General features: G+C 51.7%; 13 protein-coding genes. 9 read left to right on the top strand and 4 right to left on the bottom strand.

Going from position 1 to position 13,865, the window contains the following annotated elements:
• The first annotated feature begins 36 nt into the window (after nucleotides 1-36).
• A complete protein-coding gene (locus Q31b_RS00780) occupies nucleotides 37-735 on the top strand; it encodes a DUF480 domain-containing protein (RefSeq protein ID WP_146597796.1) in 699 nt (232 codons plus the stop codon).
• Between the two features lie 26 nt (nucleotides 736-761).
• A complete protein-coding gene (locus Q31b_RS00775) occupies nucleotides 762-968 on the top strand; it encodes a hypothetical protein (RefSeq protein WP_146597795.1) in 207 nt (68 codons plus the stop codon).
• A gap of 43 nt (nucleotides 969-1,011) precedes the next feature.
• Here Q31b_RS00775 and Q31b_RS00770 read toward each other — a convergent pair whose 3' ends face one another.
• Together Q31b_RS00770 and Q31b_RS00765 are read right to left on the bottom strand one after the other, a co-directional pair.
• Nucleotides 1,012-1,398 (bottom strand): cold-shock protein, encoded by a 387-nt coding sequence (locus Q31b_RS00770; protein ID WP_146597794.1) that lies wholly within the window; start codon nucleotides 1,396-1,398, stop codon nucleotides 1,012-1,014.
• Between the two features lie 38 nt (nucleotides 1,399-1,436).
• Nucleotides 1,437-2,120 carry a YqgE/AlgH family protein gene (locus Q31b_RS00765; RefSeq protein ID WP_146597793.1) on the bottom strand — a complete coding sequence of 228 codons (684 nt, stop codon included), beginning with the start codon at nucleotides 2,118-2,120 and terminating at the stop codon, nucleotides 1,437-1,439.
• Between the two features lie 379 nt (nucleotides 2,121-2,499).
• Here Q31b_RS00765 and mog point away from each other — a divergent pair, with 379 nt between their 5' ends.
• The 3 genes from mog (at nucleotide 2,500) to dnaE (ending at nucleotide 8,202) form a co-directional block, all read left to right on the top strand.
• Nucleotides 2,500-3,033, top strand: coding sequence for a molybdopterin adenylyltransferase (gene mog, locus Q31b_RS00760; protein ID WP_231617200.1), 534 nt, complete (start codon nucleotides 2,500-2,502; stop codon nucleotides 3,031-3,033).
• Nucleotides 3,033-3,935 carry a tRNA pseudouridine(55) synthase TruB gene (truB, locus tag Q31b_RS00755; protein WP_146597791.1) on the top strand — a complete coding sequence of 301 codons (903 nt, stop codon included), beginning with the start codon at nucleotides 3,033-3,035 and terminating at the stop codon, nucleotides 3,933-3,935. Before mog ends, truB begins: the two co-directional genes overlap by 1 nt.
• 697 nt (nucleotides 3,936-4,632) lie before the next feature.
• Complete coding sequence (gene dnaE / locus Q31b_RS00745) at nucleotides 4,633-8,202, top strand: DNA polymerase III subunit alpha (protein ID WP_146597790.1); 3,570 nt, start codon at nucleotides 4,633-4,635, stop codon at nucleotides 8,200-8,202.
• A gap of 172 nt (nucleotides 8,203-8,374) precedes the next feature.
• Here the strand turns inward: dnaE and Q31b_RS00740 are convergent, their stop codons facing one another.
• Nucleotides 8,375-8,566, bottom strand: a complete 192-nt coding sequence (locus Q31b_RS00740) for a hypothetical protein (protein WP_146597789.1) — start codon at nucleotides 8,564-8,566, stop codon at nucleotides 8,375-8,377.
• 581 nt (nucleotides 8,567-9,147) lie between these two features.
• On the opposite strand from Q31b_RS00740, the gene Q31b_RS00735 reads away from it, so the two are divergent.
• Entirely contained in the window at nucleotides 9,148-9,594 is a 447-nt protein-coding gene (locus Q31b_RS00735; protein ID WP_146597788.1) for a hypothetical protein, read from the top strand.
• Nucleotides 9,595-9,765: 171 nt separating this feature from the next.
• Here the strand turns inward: Q31b_RS00735 and csrA are convergent, their stop codons facing one another.
• On the bottom strand, nucleotides 9,766-9,990 hold the full coding sequence (csrA, locus tag Q31b_RS00730) for a carbon storage regulator CsrA (protein ID WP_146597787.1): 225 nt from the start codon (nucleotides 9,988-9,990) through the stop codon (nucleotides 9,766-9,768).
• 364 nt (nucleotides 9,991-10,354) lie between these two features.
• On the opposite strand from csrA, the gene Q31b_RS00725 reads away from it, so the two are divergent.
• The 3 genes from Q31b_RS00725 to Q31b_RS00715 all read left to right on the top strand — a co-directional run bounded on the left by Q31b_RS00725 (nucleotide 10,355) and on the right by Q31b_RS00715 (nucleotide 13,858).
• Nucleotides 10,355-11,068, top strand: a complete 714-nt coding sequence (locus Q31b_RS00725) for a hypothetical protein (protein ID WP_146597786.1) — start codon at nucleotides 10,355-10,357, stop codon at nucleotides 11,066-11,068.
• Complete coding sequence (locus Q31b_RS00720; RefSeq protein ID WP_146597785.1) at nucleotides 11,065-12,570, top strand: sodium:solute symporter family protein; 1,506 nt, start codon at nucleotides 11,065-11,067, stop codon at nucleotides 12,568-12,570. Before Q31b_RS00725 ends, Q31b_RS00720 begins: the two co-directional genes overlap by 4 nt.
• Nucleotides 12,571-12,826: 256 nt before the next feature.
• Nucleotides 12,827-13,858 carry an aspartate/ornithine carbamoyltransferase family protein gene (locus tag Q31b_RS00715; protein ID WP_146598668.1) on the top strand — a complete coding sequence of 344 codons (1,032 nt, stop codon included), beginning with the start codon at nucleotides 12,827-12,829 and terminating at the stop codon, nucleotides 13,856-13,858.
• Nucleotides 13,859-13,865: the final 7 nt, after the last annotated feature.

The raw sequence follows: 13,865 nt of genomic DNA, 5'->3' as shown, positions 1-13,865 counted from the left end.
GTCGCCCTTCCTTTCCCACTACAGGAATTCGTCCCCATGAACGATGAAACCGCTTCGGATAAGCCAACACCTGTTCCCCTTTCGCGAGATGCTCGACGAGTGTTGGGCGTTTTGGTCGAAAAAGCGAAAACCACACCTGACAATTATCCCCTGAGTGTGTCAGGAATCATTAGCGGTTCGAACCAAAAGTCAAATCGATCGCCTCAAATGCAACTGGACGAAGACGATGTTTTGACGGCGCTCGACGAACTCAAAAAAGTCGGAGCGGCAAGGGAAATTCAAGGAAGCGGACGAGTAACCAAGTACCGTCATGCCGCTTACGAGTGGTTGGACGTCGATAGCCCAGGAGCGGCCGTGATGACCGAGTTGCTTCTGCGCGGACCACAAACACTAGGCGAAATTCGCACTCGGGCATCACGTATGTATGCTCTGGACGACTTGAAAGTGACCCAAGAGGTCGTCGACCTTTTGATCGAAAAAGATCTTGTGGAGCCATTGTCGCCACCCGGTCGCGGCCAAACCTTTGCGCATAAGTTGTACACGCCCGAAGAACGAATGTACTTGGAGGCGAAACTGGAAAAGCAAGCCGCAGCTCAGCCCCAGGCTCCAACTTCAACGAGAGCGTCCAAATCGAGTGACAGTGCCGTGGATGCCTTGATCGCTCGACTCGACACGGTTAGTGAACGAATCGACGCATTGGAGGAGCGGATCAAGGAATTGGAGTCGTCGCGGTAGTGACGCCGCTCTGAGATGCTGGCGACATGACCCAAATCCACTGCGACACGACCGCACGCCGAACGATGCATCAAGGTTACAAGGTCAAATTTCTCAAGGCTGCGACGGGAACACGGGATGACGAAAACTCGGCGGGTCCGGTCAAAGCCGCCGAACTTCAGCGTGCAATCTTGTTCGCTAGTACTTGTTCGCTCAGTACTTATTCGCTCAGGAAATGTTTATCAGCAAGGTGATTGCAACGGATGAGTGGTTGTCGCGGATTGGCGAGTCGAATTCTTAGCCGCGCCAAGTCGGTCGTTTTTTGCGAGCGTTTGGGTGATGCTTAATCACCAAGTGGGGTGCGTCGCGGCCCGACAATTTCTTGCCTTCGGGGCGGCGACTCAGACGCACTGATTTCGCTCGTAGCTTCTTGTCTTGCTCGAACTTGTCATCATCCAATTCGAACTCGACCCACATGTACTCTTGGGGCGGCATGACAGGGACGTCTCTCTGCGTGCCCCAGCCTTCCCACACGGTGCGGTGAAAGAAGACGTCTTCGCGAAAATCCTCTGCTTCGATAAAGCCAAACTCACCGTCTGGATTGACGTAACGAATCGTTCCAAGTCGTCTTTTTTGGATCCGATAAGGAATCTTCTTTTCGTCATCATCGTCGTGTCGGCCCATTCGCTTACGGAACTCCAAAGAAAAAATGTAGGGATTGGCTAGTTTAATTCAGGATTTGCAGGATAGTCTTTGATTCCGATCCAATTGGCCAAAGACCGCGAGGTCGCATGCCGGATCAATTGTGGCCACATCTGCTCGGAATCTTCAAAGACGATTTGTGCGGTTGCGGGAACGACATGCCAAAGACCTGCCTCCAACTCATCCGCCAACTTACTCGGCTCCCATCCTAGATGGCCAATGATCAATCGGTAAGGTCCAGGCCGATTTTTTACGAGACCCTCAAGGTGTTGCTTTTGAGCCGCAACATAAATCCCTTTGCCTGTTTCCGCTTCCGCAAACTCACTCAGTTGATGGATCGCTACCACGGGACCGCTCAGCGGGCCTCCAAAATGGACAAAATCGGACGGTGATACCTGATCCCGCGCAGGCGTCATTTTGTGATGCTTGCTGGTCGGAGTCGGGGTCGGCACGAATCGATTGGTCGACTTTTGCGGCGGTTTTGAATCGGGTGGTGAATCAGGACCGCCAGATTCCGACATTTCAGAAACGGAATCGAGCATCGCCATCAAGGCAGCAGGATTGGGTTGCATCGGGCGGTTCAACATGACGCCAATCACGGCGTCCTCGTCATCATGAACGAGTAAGCAAACACCACGCGACAACAACGGATCTGTCACCAAAGAAGAAGCAACTAACAGGTTTCCAGTCAAAGTGTCCATCATCTATACGCCAGGTAGAAGGAGCAAAGACGGTGCCATTATGGCAGAGTCTAAATCTATTGTACGGTAGGTAGGGCAAGCGGCGCGCCAGAATCTGCAATTGCGGAACGAATTCTATGGAATGCTAGACGCTTGGTTTTGCAAAACTTCCGACTTCTTTCCCGATTCCCACTGCGTTCCCACCCGCGATCCGGGGGGCCGAGTCAAATGCAACCAGGTTGCCATAGTGAAGACGGTGCACTTAAGTTATGGTTTTGCAATGCATCATCTGTTTGGGTTGTGTGGCTTTTTCGCATTTTGCCGTGCTCAACGGGTGCCCTCTCAACGGGTCGCCCCTCAACGGGCGGGCCAATGGGGACGCGGTTTTATAAGGTTGTTAGGTGTGAATCAAATAAAAATCGGAATTGTCACCGTCTCAGACCGGGCCAGTCGGGGGGAGTATGTCGATCGGGGTGGTCCGGCGATTCTTGATTATCTCCACGATGTGTTGATGAGTCCCTTTGAACCGCTTTCTCGCTTGATCGCAGACGAACAATCGCGAATCGAACAAGTATTGATCGAGCTTTGCGACCAGGAAAAATGCTGTTTTGTCGTGACCACGGGGGGGACGGGGCCGACCCGACGCGACATCACCCCGGAAGCCACCGAGGTGGTGTGCGACAAAATGATGCCCGGTTTCGGTGAACAGATGCGTAAAGCGTCGCTGGAGATCGTGCCTACCGCAATACTATCTCGACAAACGGCGGGCATTCGAGGTTCGAGCTTGATTTTGAATTTACCTGGAAAACCGGCAGCAATTTCGGATTGTTTGGAAGCCGTTTTTCCGGCGATTCCCTACTGTATCGATTTGATCGGAGGGCCATCGCTGAGGACTCGCGAAGCAAGGTTGGTGGCGTTTCGGCCCAAGAGTTCGTGATGTTCGGTTTTATCAATTGCAACAAACCGGCTGGTATGACTAGCCGTGATGTGGTCAACATTGTGGCCAATCGTATCCGTCCGCATAAAGCGGGACACGCGGGTACGCTCGATCCGTTAGCCGAGGGGGTCTTGGTGATCGGGGTTGGACGCGCGTCTCGATTGGTCGAGTACGTTCAGGAGTGTGAAAAACAATATCGGGCGACATTCCGTTTTGGCGTGTCGAGTGCATCGGGCGACTTGGAGCAACCGCTTGTCGAGCATCCCTCCGATCCGCAACCTTGCATCAGCGCACTCGAAAAATCGGCGGCTGCGTTGACCGGCGAGATTGAGCAAGTTCCCTCTGCATTTTCAGCCATTTGGGTTGATGGAAAGCGCGCGTATGAGCGAGTTCGTCGTGGTGAAAAAGTCGAAATTCCGAAGCGTCGTGTGATGATTCATTCGTTAAGAATTCTTCGCTATGAGTATCCGCTGATCGAACTCGATATTGTTTGTGGGTCGGGAACTTACGTTCGATCGTTAGGAATCGATTTAGCTAAGTCCGTTTCGGCTAACGCTGTGATGACACATTTGCGCCGTACCCGAATCGGTCCATTTCGAATCGAAGACGCGGTGGCTGCGGAACGCTTGAAAGTGCCGCCATTAGACCGATTTGTCGAACCCGCGACCAAAGGTGTCGAGCATTTGCCTGTCATGCGGCTTGACCGTGAACAAGCTTGGCGAATTGGTAATGGTTTGTCCGTTCAAATGGAGACGACGCCCCCACTCGATCCCGCGTCGGGAAAGATCGCTGCTGCCATTGCCGCCGATGGATCGTTACGAGCGATCGTTCGCGGGAAAACCAAGGCTGGAAATACGGCCTGGTATCCCGAAAAAGGTTTTTCGGTCAACCAGCCAAGATAAGCCGGAATCGTCGCCACGAACTCCGCGATCCTCGTTCCCAGGTCTCAGGTCTCAGGCTTCAGGTTTCAGGTCTCAGGTTTCAGGTTTCAGGTCTCAGGTCTCAGGTTCAGGTCTCAGGTCTCAAGTCTCAAGTCTCAGGACCCAGGTCTCAGGTCTCAGGTCTCAGGTCTCAGGTCTCAGGTCTCAGGTCTCAGGTCTCAGGTCTCAGGTCTCAGGTCTCAGGTCTCAGCCCCCCACCTTCCCGCCCAGAAGGCGGGAGCTTCGTAACGAGTGAATTTGCTAGCCCGGATTATTCATGGGCTTGGAAATTGTTTTGCTAACGTCTACGCCTTCAAGCGTTTACGTTCATTGCTCGAAAAACAGTCTGCGTATTAGCCGTTTTGGCGTTAGCGGGCTGTCGATTTAATCGTTTAACGCTTAGCCGAAGGCGTCAGCTTTTCCATAAGTGGTCGCCTATGGCTTGGCGTTAAACAATAAGTCGAGTCAAACCGATTAAATCGACAGGCCGCTATCGCCAAAACGGCTAATGAATCATCCGGGCTAGGCAACGCGTGCCCGTTCGAAGACGTTGTTCCCGTTCGAAGACGTTGTTCCCGATCGAAGACGTTGTGCCCGTCGCCACGGGTTGTGTATAAAGAACATGAAGATCCAAGCCGACTAAAGGTTGCTCCAATCAAATAGGAATAGCGCCGTTTCAATGGAAACTCCTACAACCGAACTCAAGACGGACGTCAAGCCGTTCGTTCATCTGCATTGCCATAGCCACTACAGCCTGCTCGATGGTGCGGGGGATATTGGAAAACTGGTTAATCGCTGCGTCAGCCACGGAATGAACGCAATGGCGCTTACCGACCACGGTAACTTGCACGGAGCGTTGGAGTTTTACCGCAAAGCAAAAGATGCGGGCATCAATCCGATCATCGGCTACGAAGCCTATATCGCACCGGGCAGTCGTTTTGACAAAGGAGGGGCGACGAGTAGTAAGCAAGCTAGCTATCACTTAACGCTGCTCGCCAAGAACCGCACTGGATTCAAAAACCTCGTCAAGCTTGCTTCCGCTGCGTCGCTTGAGGGCTTCTACTTCAAGCCACGAATCGATAAGGAAATTCTCGAAAAGTACAATGAAGGTATCGTTTGCTTGTCAGGTTGTGTGAGCAGCGAATTTAGCCGCGCGATACTAAAAGGGATCGATACCGAGGAACACGAAAAAGAAGCTCGTGACATTGCGGGTTGGTTTCAGAATGTTTTCGGCGACCGCTACTTCATCGAGATCATGAACAACGGCGTCGAGATCCAGCGGCAGCAACTCCTTGGGGCGGTGGATATTGCCCAAAAGGTTGGCATTCCGCTCGTCGCAACAAGCGATTGTCATTACGTTGATCAATCCGATGCCGAAGCCCAGGACATCATGCTTTGCATCAATACCGGACGATTCCGCACCGACACGTCGCGGATGAAGATGGAGAATGATCAATTCTTTTTGCGCAGCCCCGAGCAGATGTATGAAAAGTTTCCTGGCCTAGAACACGCCTGTGCTCGCAGCCAAGAAATTGCCGATTCCGTCGATATCGATATTGAACTTGGCAAACATTATTTCCCCAACTTCGAATGTCCTGATAACAAAGAGCCGATCGATTATTTGCGAGAGCTTTGTGTTCAGGGGTTACTTGACCGCTACGAGGGCGACCCGCAGCGGATTGTAAATGGTGAATTATCCGAGGAAGTGATTGCGCGCTTGGACCGCGAACTTGGGGTGATCAAAAAGTTGGGGTTCCCGACCTATTTCTTGATCGTCTGGGACTTTGTCAATTACGCTCGAGATCAAGGGATCTCAGCGACTGCTCGTGGTAGCGGTGTCGGGGCAATCGTTTGTTACGCGCTTTACATGTCGCATGTGTGCCCACTGCGATACGATTTGTTGTTCGAACGATTTTTGGACGAAAGCCGCACGGAGCCGCCCGATATCGATATCGACTTTGAAAAGGAACGTCGAGTCGAGGTCATCGATTATGTGAAACGTCGGTACGGCAGCGAAATGGTTTGCCAAATTGGAACCTTCGGGACGTTGGCGGCTCGAGCTGCAATCAAGGATACCGGGCGAGCTCTCGGCGTCCCGCTCACTCGAGTCAATCAGATCACCGAAATGGTCCCGGATGAGCTGAAGATCACGATCAAGAAAGCGCTCGAAAAAAGTGCCGACTTGAAAATGACTTATGATGGTGACCCCGAAGTCCGGGAATTGCTGGATCTGGCGATGAAGATTGAGGGTCTCGCCCGCAACATTGGCACTCATGCCGCTGCCGTCGTGATCGCCGACAAGCCGCTACCGGAATACGTTCCGCTGACACGAGTTCCCGGCAAACAAGACGTGATCACTCAGTGGTCGATGAACGATGTCGAAGCATCGGGTTTGCTGAAGATGGACTTTCTCGGGCTGCGAAACCTGACGATCATGAGCCGGGCGGTTAAGTTGATCGAACAGACGACTGGCAAAGCGGTTGACCCTCTGAAATTCCCGCTGGATGACAAGGCCAGCTATGCTCTGCTTCAACGCGGTGAAACCAAAGGTGTCTTCCAACTCGAATCGGGCGGTATTCGTGACCTGCTGACGAGGATGAAGCCCGACCAATTTAGCGACATCATCGCGACCGCTGCACTCTATCGCCCGGGACCGCTCGAGGGAGGGATGGTTGACGATTACGTCAACATCAAACACGGTCGCCAACAACCCGAGTACAAGCATCCGGTACTGAAGGAAATTCTTGAAGAGACCAATTCGATCATGGTCTATCAAGAACAGGTGATGCGGATTTTGAACCGCCTCGGTGACGTGCCACTGGCCAAAGCCTACACCTGTATCAAGGCGATCAGTAAGAAAAAAGAAGCGTTGATCAACCAGAATCATGACGTCTTTATCGAAGGTTGCGGTCGAAACGGTCTCGGTAAAAAAGATGCCGAAGAGATCTGGAACCTGATCGTCAAGTTTGCCGGTTACGGCTTCAATAAATCGCATTCGACCGCCTACGCTTTGGTCGCTTTTCAGACCGCTTACCTGAAGGCCCATTACCCGGTCGAGTTTATGGCGGCATTGTTGTCGAGCGATATTTCGGGACGTAACTTCAAACGCAAAGATGCCCTTGTCGAACATATGGAGGACTGTGATCGCATGGGGATCGAAATCGTGCATCCTGACGTTAACACCAGCGACGCAGACTTCTCAGTAGCCGATGGGAAAATCTTCTTTGCTTTGTCGGCGATCAAAGCTTGTGGCGGTTCAACAGCCATTTCGATTGAAGAGGAACGAAAGAAGAATGGGCCATTTAAAGATATCTACGACTTTTGTGAACGAGTCGATCCGTCGGCGTGTAACAAGTCAGCGATCGAAACGCTGATCAAAGCGGGTGCGATGGATAGTTTCGGTGCCAAGCGGAGTCAATTGACCGCCGTTATTGAAAGAGCACTTCAAGCAGGGGCTGCGGTCCAAGCCGACAAGAAGAGTGGTCAAACCAGTTTGTTTGGGGCATTCGATGAGGAAGAGGAAGCGGACACTGGAAAACCCTCCTCCGCTCCAATGCCGGAAATGGACGAGTGGATTGAACGTGAGAAATTGCTGGCCGAAAAAGAAGTCCTGGGCTATTACCTCGACAGCCATCCGCTCGCTGAGTTTGAGCCAAAACTAGCTACCTTTCGCACGCACACAACCGACGGTTTGGCCGATATCAAAGACCGCGGCGAAGTGACGCTCGGCGGTATGATTAGCTCGATCAAAATTGCACATACAAAGAATCCAAAGCCGGGTGCTCCCTCAAAATATGCAAACTTCGATTTAGAGGACATGCAAGGCGCAATCCGCTGTATCGTTTGGCCCAAAGGTTTCGTCGACGTTGGAGACAGCATCAAACCTGATTCGGTCGTCCTGGCGAAAGGCAAGGTTGATCGACGTGGCGGCGGTGACGAAGCGAACCTAATTGTCGATGAACTAATTCCGATTGAAAGTCTTGACCAACGTTATACACATGGAATGCGGATCACGATCGACGAGGTCACTCATAGCCCCGAACTGCTCAGTCGGCTGCGAGAAATTTTGCGCGGCTATCCCGGCCCCAAGGACATGATGATCAGTCTGAGTTTGAACGAAGGTGAAGTCGTCCATCTAAAGAGCGATAAGTACAAGGTCGATATTACGGCGGAATTGAGGTCGCGAGTTGATGACCTGTTGGGTTCGGGCCATTACAAATTGATGATGAGCAAACCGTCAGGCCGTTAGGGTGCTCAGTGGGGGGCGTCCCAAACCCAGGGTTGCGGTTTGCTGTGTTTTGCTCGCAATGCCTTAACCCTGGGGGGGTACGTTGTCTAACGCCGTTGCCGCATTTGACGAATGCAGCAGCGAAAAGGAGATAATCTCAAGCTGCTCAAAAACGAAGCTTTCGAGCACCCTTTCAGCGTGATGCTCTCTTCGCTTGGCGAATAGAAGGCTTGCTTGGTTTCGGTGCTTTCGCTTTGATATTGGCCTCTTCTCGGTCGACCATCAGGCACAATTGATGGGTATCAATGGTCCCATTCGGACTGACCTGAAATGTTTCTTGCAATCCATGGACCGACTGGACGGTGTAGGTAAGGAGGTTCATCATCTTTTGGTTTCCTGCTGGAGGGATAGCAGCTTGTTGGGTGCACGCGGTTTGTGTTTAAGTATTCGCCAATGACGGATATTGCTTGTGAACAAAGGATTGTGATTTGCAACATTGGTCACCGTGGCATACCAGTATTGACGTTCATAGCGGTTGTCTCATGAAAGCGAATTAGACGCAATGCTAGAAACGTGCCGCAATGGATTTGAAGTCGCCCTTGACTGGCGTTATCGACAGGCAGGGCGTCTTTATTGTTTGGCTGGCATCTATATTCATTCGACCCCTCGAGTACAGAAACTTTTCCAAAAATCGATGGTTTTAGCCGTTCCGTTAGGCCGTGTGTCCAATAGGGGCACGGGTACGCAATATTTAAAACTCGCGGTCTGCTGGGCACGCGGCCAAAGGCGTTGGCTATTGAGAGGAGTCAAGGAAAATCGATTGGGTATTGCTCTTGCAATCGATCGGGTGAAAATGCGATAGGACGATTTGCTCGTTAACAGTTCACGTTCAAACGTTTTGCATCCAGCGAGGAAGCTGGAGTATTCTGGGTCTTTCCTGGCCTGCTAGCACAAGGATTTCTTTGCATGAACAGAATGAAAAACATCACGGCAGCGTTAGGCGTTGCATTTTCGATCGCGTTGTGTTGCTCTTCGGTTGAAGCTCAAACGCCAGCTGAGACTTCAGCCCCAGCGTCGATAGGCCAATTCATGAGCAATCTCAATCCGATGAACTGGAAAATGCCGTCCTTCAAGTCCATGCTTCCCGGTCAGGAAGACAAGACAAGGATCATCAAAAAGAAAGATGGTTTGGTCAGTGACGTAAAGGATACCGCGTCGAAGAGTTGGCAAAAGACGAAAGAGATTTTCGACCCCAGTCGTTTGTCGCCTGCAAATTTGTTCGTCGCCAAGGAACCGGCGACGACTGAAACGAAGACACCTGGTTTCTTCGGATCGCTGTTCGCTCCTCAAGAAGAAGCGGAACAAATTGCGACCGCAACCGATTTTCTTGCTCTGCCAAAAATCGAGCGATAGTTCGACTGGTGTTGAGCCGGCCAAAGAGATCGATACGTGGATCGTCTCAGGCAATGTTGCGGCAATGACGCTTAGCTCTCCGAGTTGGCGGCGTCCTCCGATTGGCTTGACGACAGCTTTCGCATTTTGGGCCGAGAACGCTTTCCGCTCGGAGAGCAGAGCGGAGATGGGTCACGCTTTACCCGGGCGAACGTCTTTCGTCGCATCGGTTCCGGTTTGCGAGGCTTTGCGGTTTTCTCGCTGTATCGCGTCGTAAACCTCTTGACGATGAACCGGAATCGACTGGGGTGCTTCGATACCCAAGCGAACTTTATCACCTCGGATATCGACGATGGTAACGACGACATCGTCACCAATCATGATGCTTTCGTCACGGTGTCTGGATAGGACGAGCATGTTGCCCTCAAAGGAATGAACTGGGGGGAGCGGGGTGAAATCATTTTAGGGGTGAAAGATCCTTCCTTCACAATCATTTCAAAGGAAACGACCAACGTCTCACGTCGTTCGTCCTTGGGATAATAAACACATCGTCGAATCGGTAGCAATTATTGATACGCGCTGAACGAAGTTGGGCCATACCGATCTTTCGGATTGCTCGCAAAATACCCGGTAGTTGCGTCTTGCCTATTTAATGGCGCATTTTCTTGGTGATTTACCGTTTGCGTGGCAAGCATGCCGTTCTAAAATAGGAGCGATCGAAACAATCGGTCTCCCCAGCTTTTTGGGAATCGCAAAAGCTGTTACAATCGGCCCTGCAATCATGACAAATCACTTTTTCGATTTCGGAGCTAACGCTATCGCTTGCCGCTTTGGCATAACGAACCACCGCCGCCTTGCTAGAACTGCTTTTGCTGGTTTGCTGTTGGTCGTCCTCTTTCAGGTTTCGCCTGTTTCGGCAAGAAGTGCGCCGATCGAAGGGGATGTAGCGAATTCTACATCGGTCGAGTCAGAATCGGTCGAGTCAGAATCGGAATCGAAGCTCCAGGACGTTGAAGGTTCGGACTCGACAGGGTTGGGTCCCACCGCGTTGGGACCGGTAAGAACCGAGACGGACAAAATTAGCGAATTGCCTACCCATTTGGCTTTTGCAGCCACTCGGTTCGATGACCTTCGTGAAGGCTACGTCGAGCTCCATTGGAATCCAGTCGAATCGGCGACCGAATATGTGGTGATTGAGGATAACGGTAGCCAACCTTATCGCGGTTCGTTTGAACAAGCTTTCATTTCAGGGTTGTCTAACGGCAAACATGCGTTCATCGTTGAGGCCTATGACAGCGCCGGTAACTTACTGGCGACTTCGGCTAAGCCCGCGATTGTAACGGTTGATCATTGGCCACTTTCCCAGGCGATGATCGTCTTCACGATTGGGCTAGTTATCTTTGTGGCCTTGATTAGCATCATCGCTCACGGAGCGTTGACGGCTGATAAAAAGTCAGCTGCAATTCCTGCCGGTGAATCCGAGCGGCCTGGATGACGGGTGTTTCCGCTAGCACGAGCGCCCTCGTCGCTTACGCTCCAGTGTTGAGTGCACAGGCGGGGTATGTCATGCTCGCTCTGTTTAGTCTTCTCTGGATTTCGCTTGGAGTTTGGTGGGGACGACGGGCGAAATCGTATGACGGGTTTGCAGTTGCTGGCCGCAATGTTGGTATGGCGCTTGGTACGGCAACGGCTGTAGCGACTTGGATCACATCGAACACGACGATGTTGGCACCCCAGTTTGCATTGCAATTGGGGATTTGGGGGGCGCTCGCCTATTCGACAGCCAGTTTTGGCTTGTTTGCATTCGCTCCGATGAGTGGGCGTATCCGCCGCTTGATGCCGAAGGGTTACACCGCGGTCGAGTTCATCAGACGCCGATATGGTCTACTTGGCATGGTGCCCTTTCTCATTATCTCGATCTTCTATGCGCTTACATGGTTGGTCTCGATGACGATGGCCGGTGGGAAGTTGCTCAACGTGCTATCCGGGATTCCTTATCCCGTTGGCATGTCCGTCGTGATTGCTGTCTGTGTGCTCTACACGTTATTCGGTGGGATGTATGCTGTGATCGGAACGGACTTCATCCAAAGTCTGATCATTCTGGTCGGTTTGGTTGTTGTTGCTTGTGCCGTCCTGGTAAAGATTGACATTGTTGACGTCCACGAAAAATTATCGGCCAATCGTCCAATGTTGTTGTCGGTGCTCTTTCCTGCGGCATTGATGTCGCTGTTTAACAATATGTTATTCGGCTTTGGTGAGATTTTTCATAGCAACGTTTGGTGGAGTCGTGCGTTTGCGATGCGTAAGGGTGTGGGACCAAAAGCCTATGCACTCGGCGGTCTTCTTTGGTTGCCGATCCCTATTGTTGCGGGCTTCTTAGGCTTGGCGGCGCCCGCCCTTGGAATTGGTGTGAGTGAACCCGATACGGTTGGGCCAATGGTTGCAGCAACGCTGCTTGGTTGGGGTGGCGCGTTATTGGTGTTCGTCGTGGTGTTTTGCTCATTGGCCTCTAGCATCGATTCATTACTTGCCGCCACGGCCGATCTAATGGTCAACGATATGATCAAGCCGCTGATGAAGCAAAAGGCGTCCGATCGCACGAAACGAAATCTTTCGAGCCTCTGTATTATCTTGTTGGGATTCTTTTCCTGGACCGTTGCATTGCCAAATGTAGGTACGCTCGCAACCGTTTTGTTTTTTGCTGGCCCCATGGTCGGCAGTTGTATTTGGCCGATTGTTGGCGGATTGTATTCTCGGCGAGCGAGCCCAATGGCGGCTTGTTTGGCAATGGTTTCCGGAAGTGTTTGTGGGCTGATCGCCTACTTCACGATAGGTTGGTTTGTTTCATCCCTGGTTGGAGCTGCTGTTTCCGGTGTTGTGTTCGGTCTGGGGATGTTGGTGTCACCTGCGGATTTTGATTTCAAGTCGCTCAGCGACGAATCGAAAATTCGTCGAGTGTCTGCAAACGATTCACAGGTGGCGGGGGAAGCGTCATGATGTTTCCTTTATGGTTGTTGCGTATTCTCGTGATTGGTGCTCTGGTGCATTGTAGTGTGGGAGTGGCGGTTCTAGTCGCGTTTTTAATTTCCGATTTGAAGAACAAGAAAATCTGGTGAAGTACTTGAGTACAGGTGCAAAGGAGAATGCAATGTCCGATAGAGTCGAGTCGAGTGAGAAAAAAGGGAGCGAAGGAGTGGCCGGTGCCGACGAGATTGTCCGCAAACAAAACCCACTTCGTTCCGCTGTGGTGCCAATGAATTCCAAAGGTCTACGTCTGCGCGCCGAGGATTTGTTGGACTTGACCGACGGACGAGTCGACCGCGAAGCGTTGCAGGCGTTAGCCGGTCAATCGATCGTGAACCCTCGTCAATTCGATCGCCGGACGATTGTCGCGATCGCTCAGTTGGCAGCTTTACTGGAAACTCGAAACGTCGAACTCGATAAACCGCTCGATGGGAAAATAGCGATCACCGCATTTTTTGAACCGAGCACGCGGACGCGTTTATCGTTTGAAAGTGCGGTCCAGCGATTGGATGGAAAAGTGTTGTCGGTTCCTGATGGCCAAGTCACCGGTATCGCCAAAGGAGAATCGTTAGCCGATATCGGCGAAATGTTTAATACGTATGGTGATGTCGTCATAATGCGGCACCCCGATACGGACAGCGTCGATGAAATTCGTCGTAATCTACAGCGTCCACTCATCAATGCGGGGAATGGTTCCGGGCATCATCCGACTCAAGCGTTGATTGATTGGTACGCACTGCTGAAATGGCGACCGGAGTTGTCGCTTGCCGATTGCCCCCAAGACCGCAAAGTGCATCTGGGGATCATTGGAACGCCAGGATCGATGCGAGCGGTGAAGAGTTTTTTGCGGTTGTCGCTGATGTTCGAACAATCGGTCAGCAACATTACGCTGATTTCCGAAATGGCGGATCCTGTCGGATTGGATTTGACCGAACCGATTGAAGAGTCGCCGATCAAAATCAATATCGTTAACGACGTTCAAGAAGTACTGCCTGAGTTAGACGTGGTATACGTCAATTCGATTGCGTTCCTGGGCGACAGTTACCGAAACTTGGATAGCCGCTATAAGCTCGATTCAAACAGCAATCTAAAGCCGGGTGCCGTCATCATGCATCCACTCGCTCGCAACAACGAATTGTCGGACGATTTGGACGAAACCGACCACAATCTCTATTTTGCACAAGCGGCTGGCGCGGTTTTTGTTAGACAAGCACTGCTCGCTTCCGTTCTCGATCGTCTCGATCGCATCACCGGCATCTAACCACAAA

The sequence above is a fragment of the Novipirellula aureliae genome (assembly GCF_007860185.1).
Classification (GTDB): domain Bacteria; phylum Planctomycetota; class Planctomycetia; order Pirellulales; family Pirellulaceae; genus Novipirellula_A; species Novipirellula_A aureliae.
This window is presented reverse-complemented; position numbering and strand designations above follow the sequence as displayed.

Bases quoted from the DNA above. Each gene is read 5' to 3' on its own strand.
- Q31b_RS00780 (WP_146597796.1), top strand. From the start codon at position 37: ATGAACGATGAAACCGCTTCGGATAAGCCAACACCTGTTCCCCTTTCG.
- Q31b_RS00775 (WP_146597795.1), top strand. From the start codon at position 762: ATGACCCAAATCCACTGCGACACGACCGCACGCCGAACGATGCATCAA.
- Q31b_RS00770 (WP_146597794.1), bottom strand. From the start codon at position 1,398: ATGGGCCGACACGACGATGATGACGAAAAGAAGATTCCTTATCGGATC.
- Q31b_RS00765 (WP_146597793.1), bottom strand. From the start codon at position 2,120: ATGATGGACACTTTGACTGGAAACCTGTTAGTTGCTTCTTCTTTGGTG.
- truB (WP_146597791.1), top strand. From the start codon at position 3,033: ATGTTCGGTTTTATCAATTGCAACAAACCGGCTGGTATGACTAGCCGT.
- dnaE (WP_146597790.1), top strand. From the start codon at position 4,633: ATGGAAACTCCTACAACCGAACTCAAGACGGACGTCAAGCCGTTCGTT.
- Q31b_RS00740 (WP_146597789.1), bottom strand. From the start codon at position 8,566: ATGATGAACCTCCTTACCTACACCGTCCAGTCGGTCCATGGATTGCAA.
- Q31b_RS00735 (WP_146597788.1), top strand. From the start codon at position 9,148: ATGAACAGAATGAAAAACATCACGGCAGCGTTAGGCGTTGCATTTTCG.
- csrA (WP_146597787.1), bottom strand. From the start codon at position 9,990: ATGCTCGTCCTATCCAGACACCGTGACGAAAGCATCATGATTGGTGAC.
- Q31b_RS00725 (WP_146597786.1), top strand. From the start codon at position 10,355: ATGACAAATCACTTTTTCGATTTCGGAGCTAACGCTATCGCTTGCCGC.
- Q31b_RS00720 (WP_146597785.1), top strand. From the start codon at position 11,065: ATGACGGGTGTTTCCGCTAGCACGAGCGCCCTCGTCGCTTACGCTCCA.
- Q31b_RS00715 (WP_146598668.1), top strand. From the start codon at position 12,827: ATGAATTCCAAAGGTCTACGTCTGCGCGCCGAGGATTTGTTGGACTTG.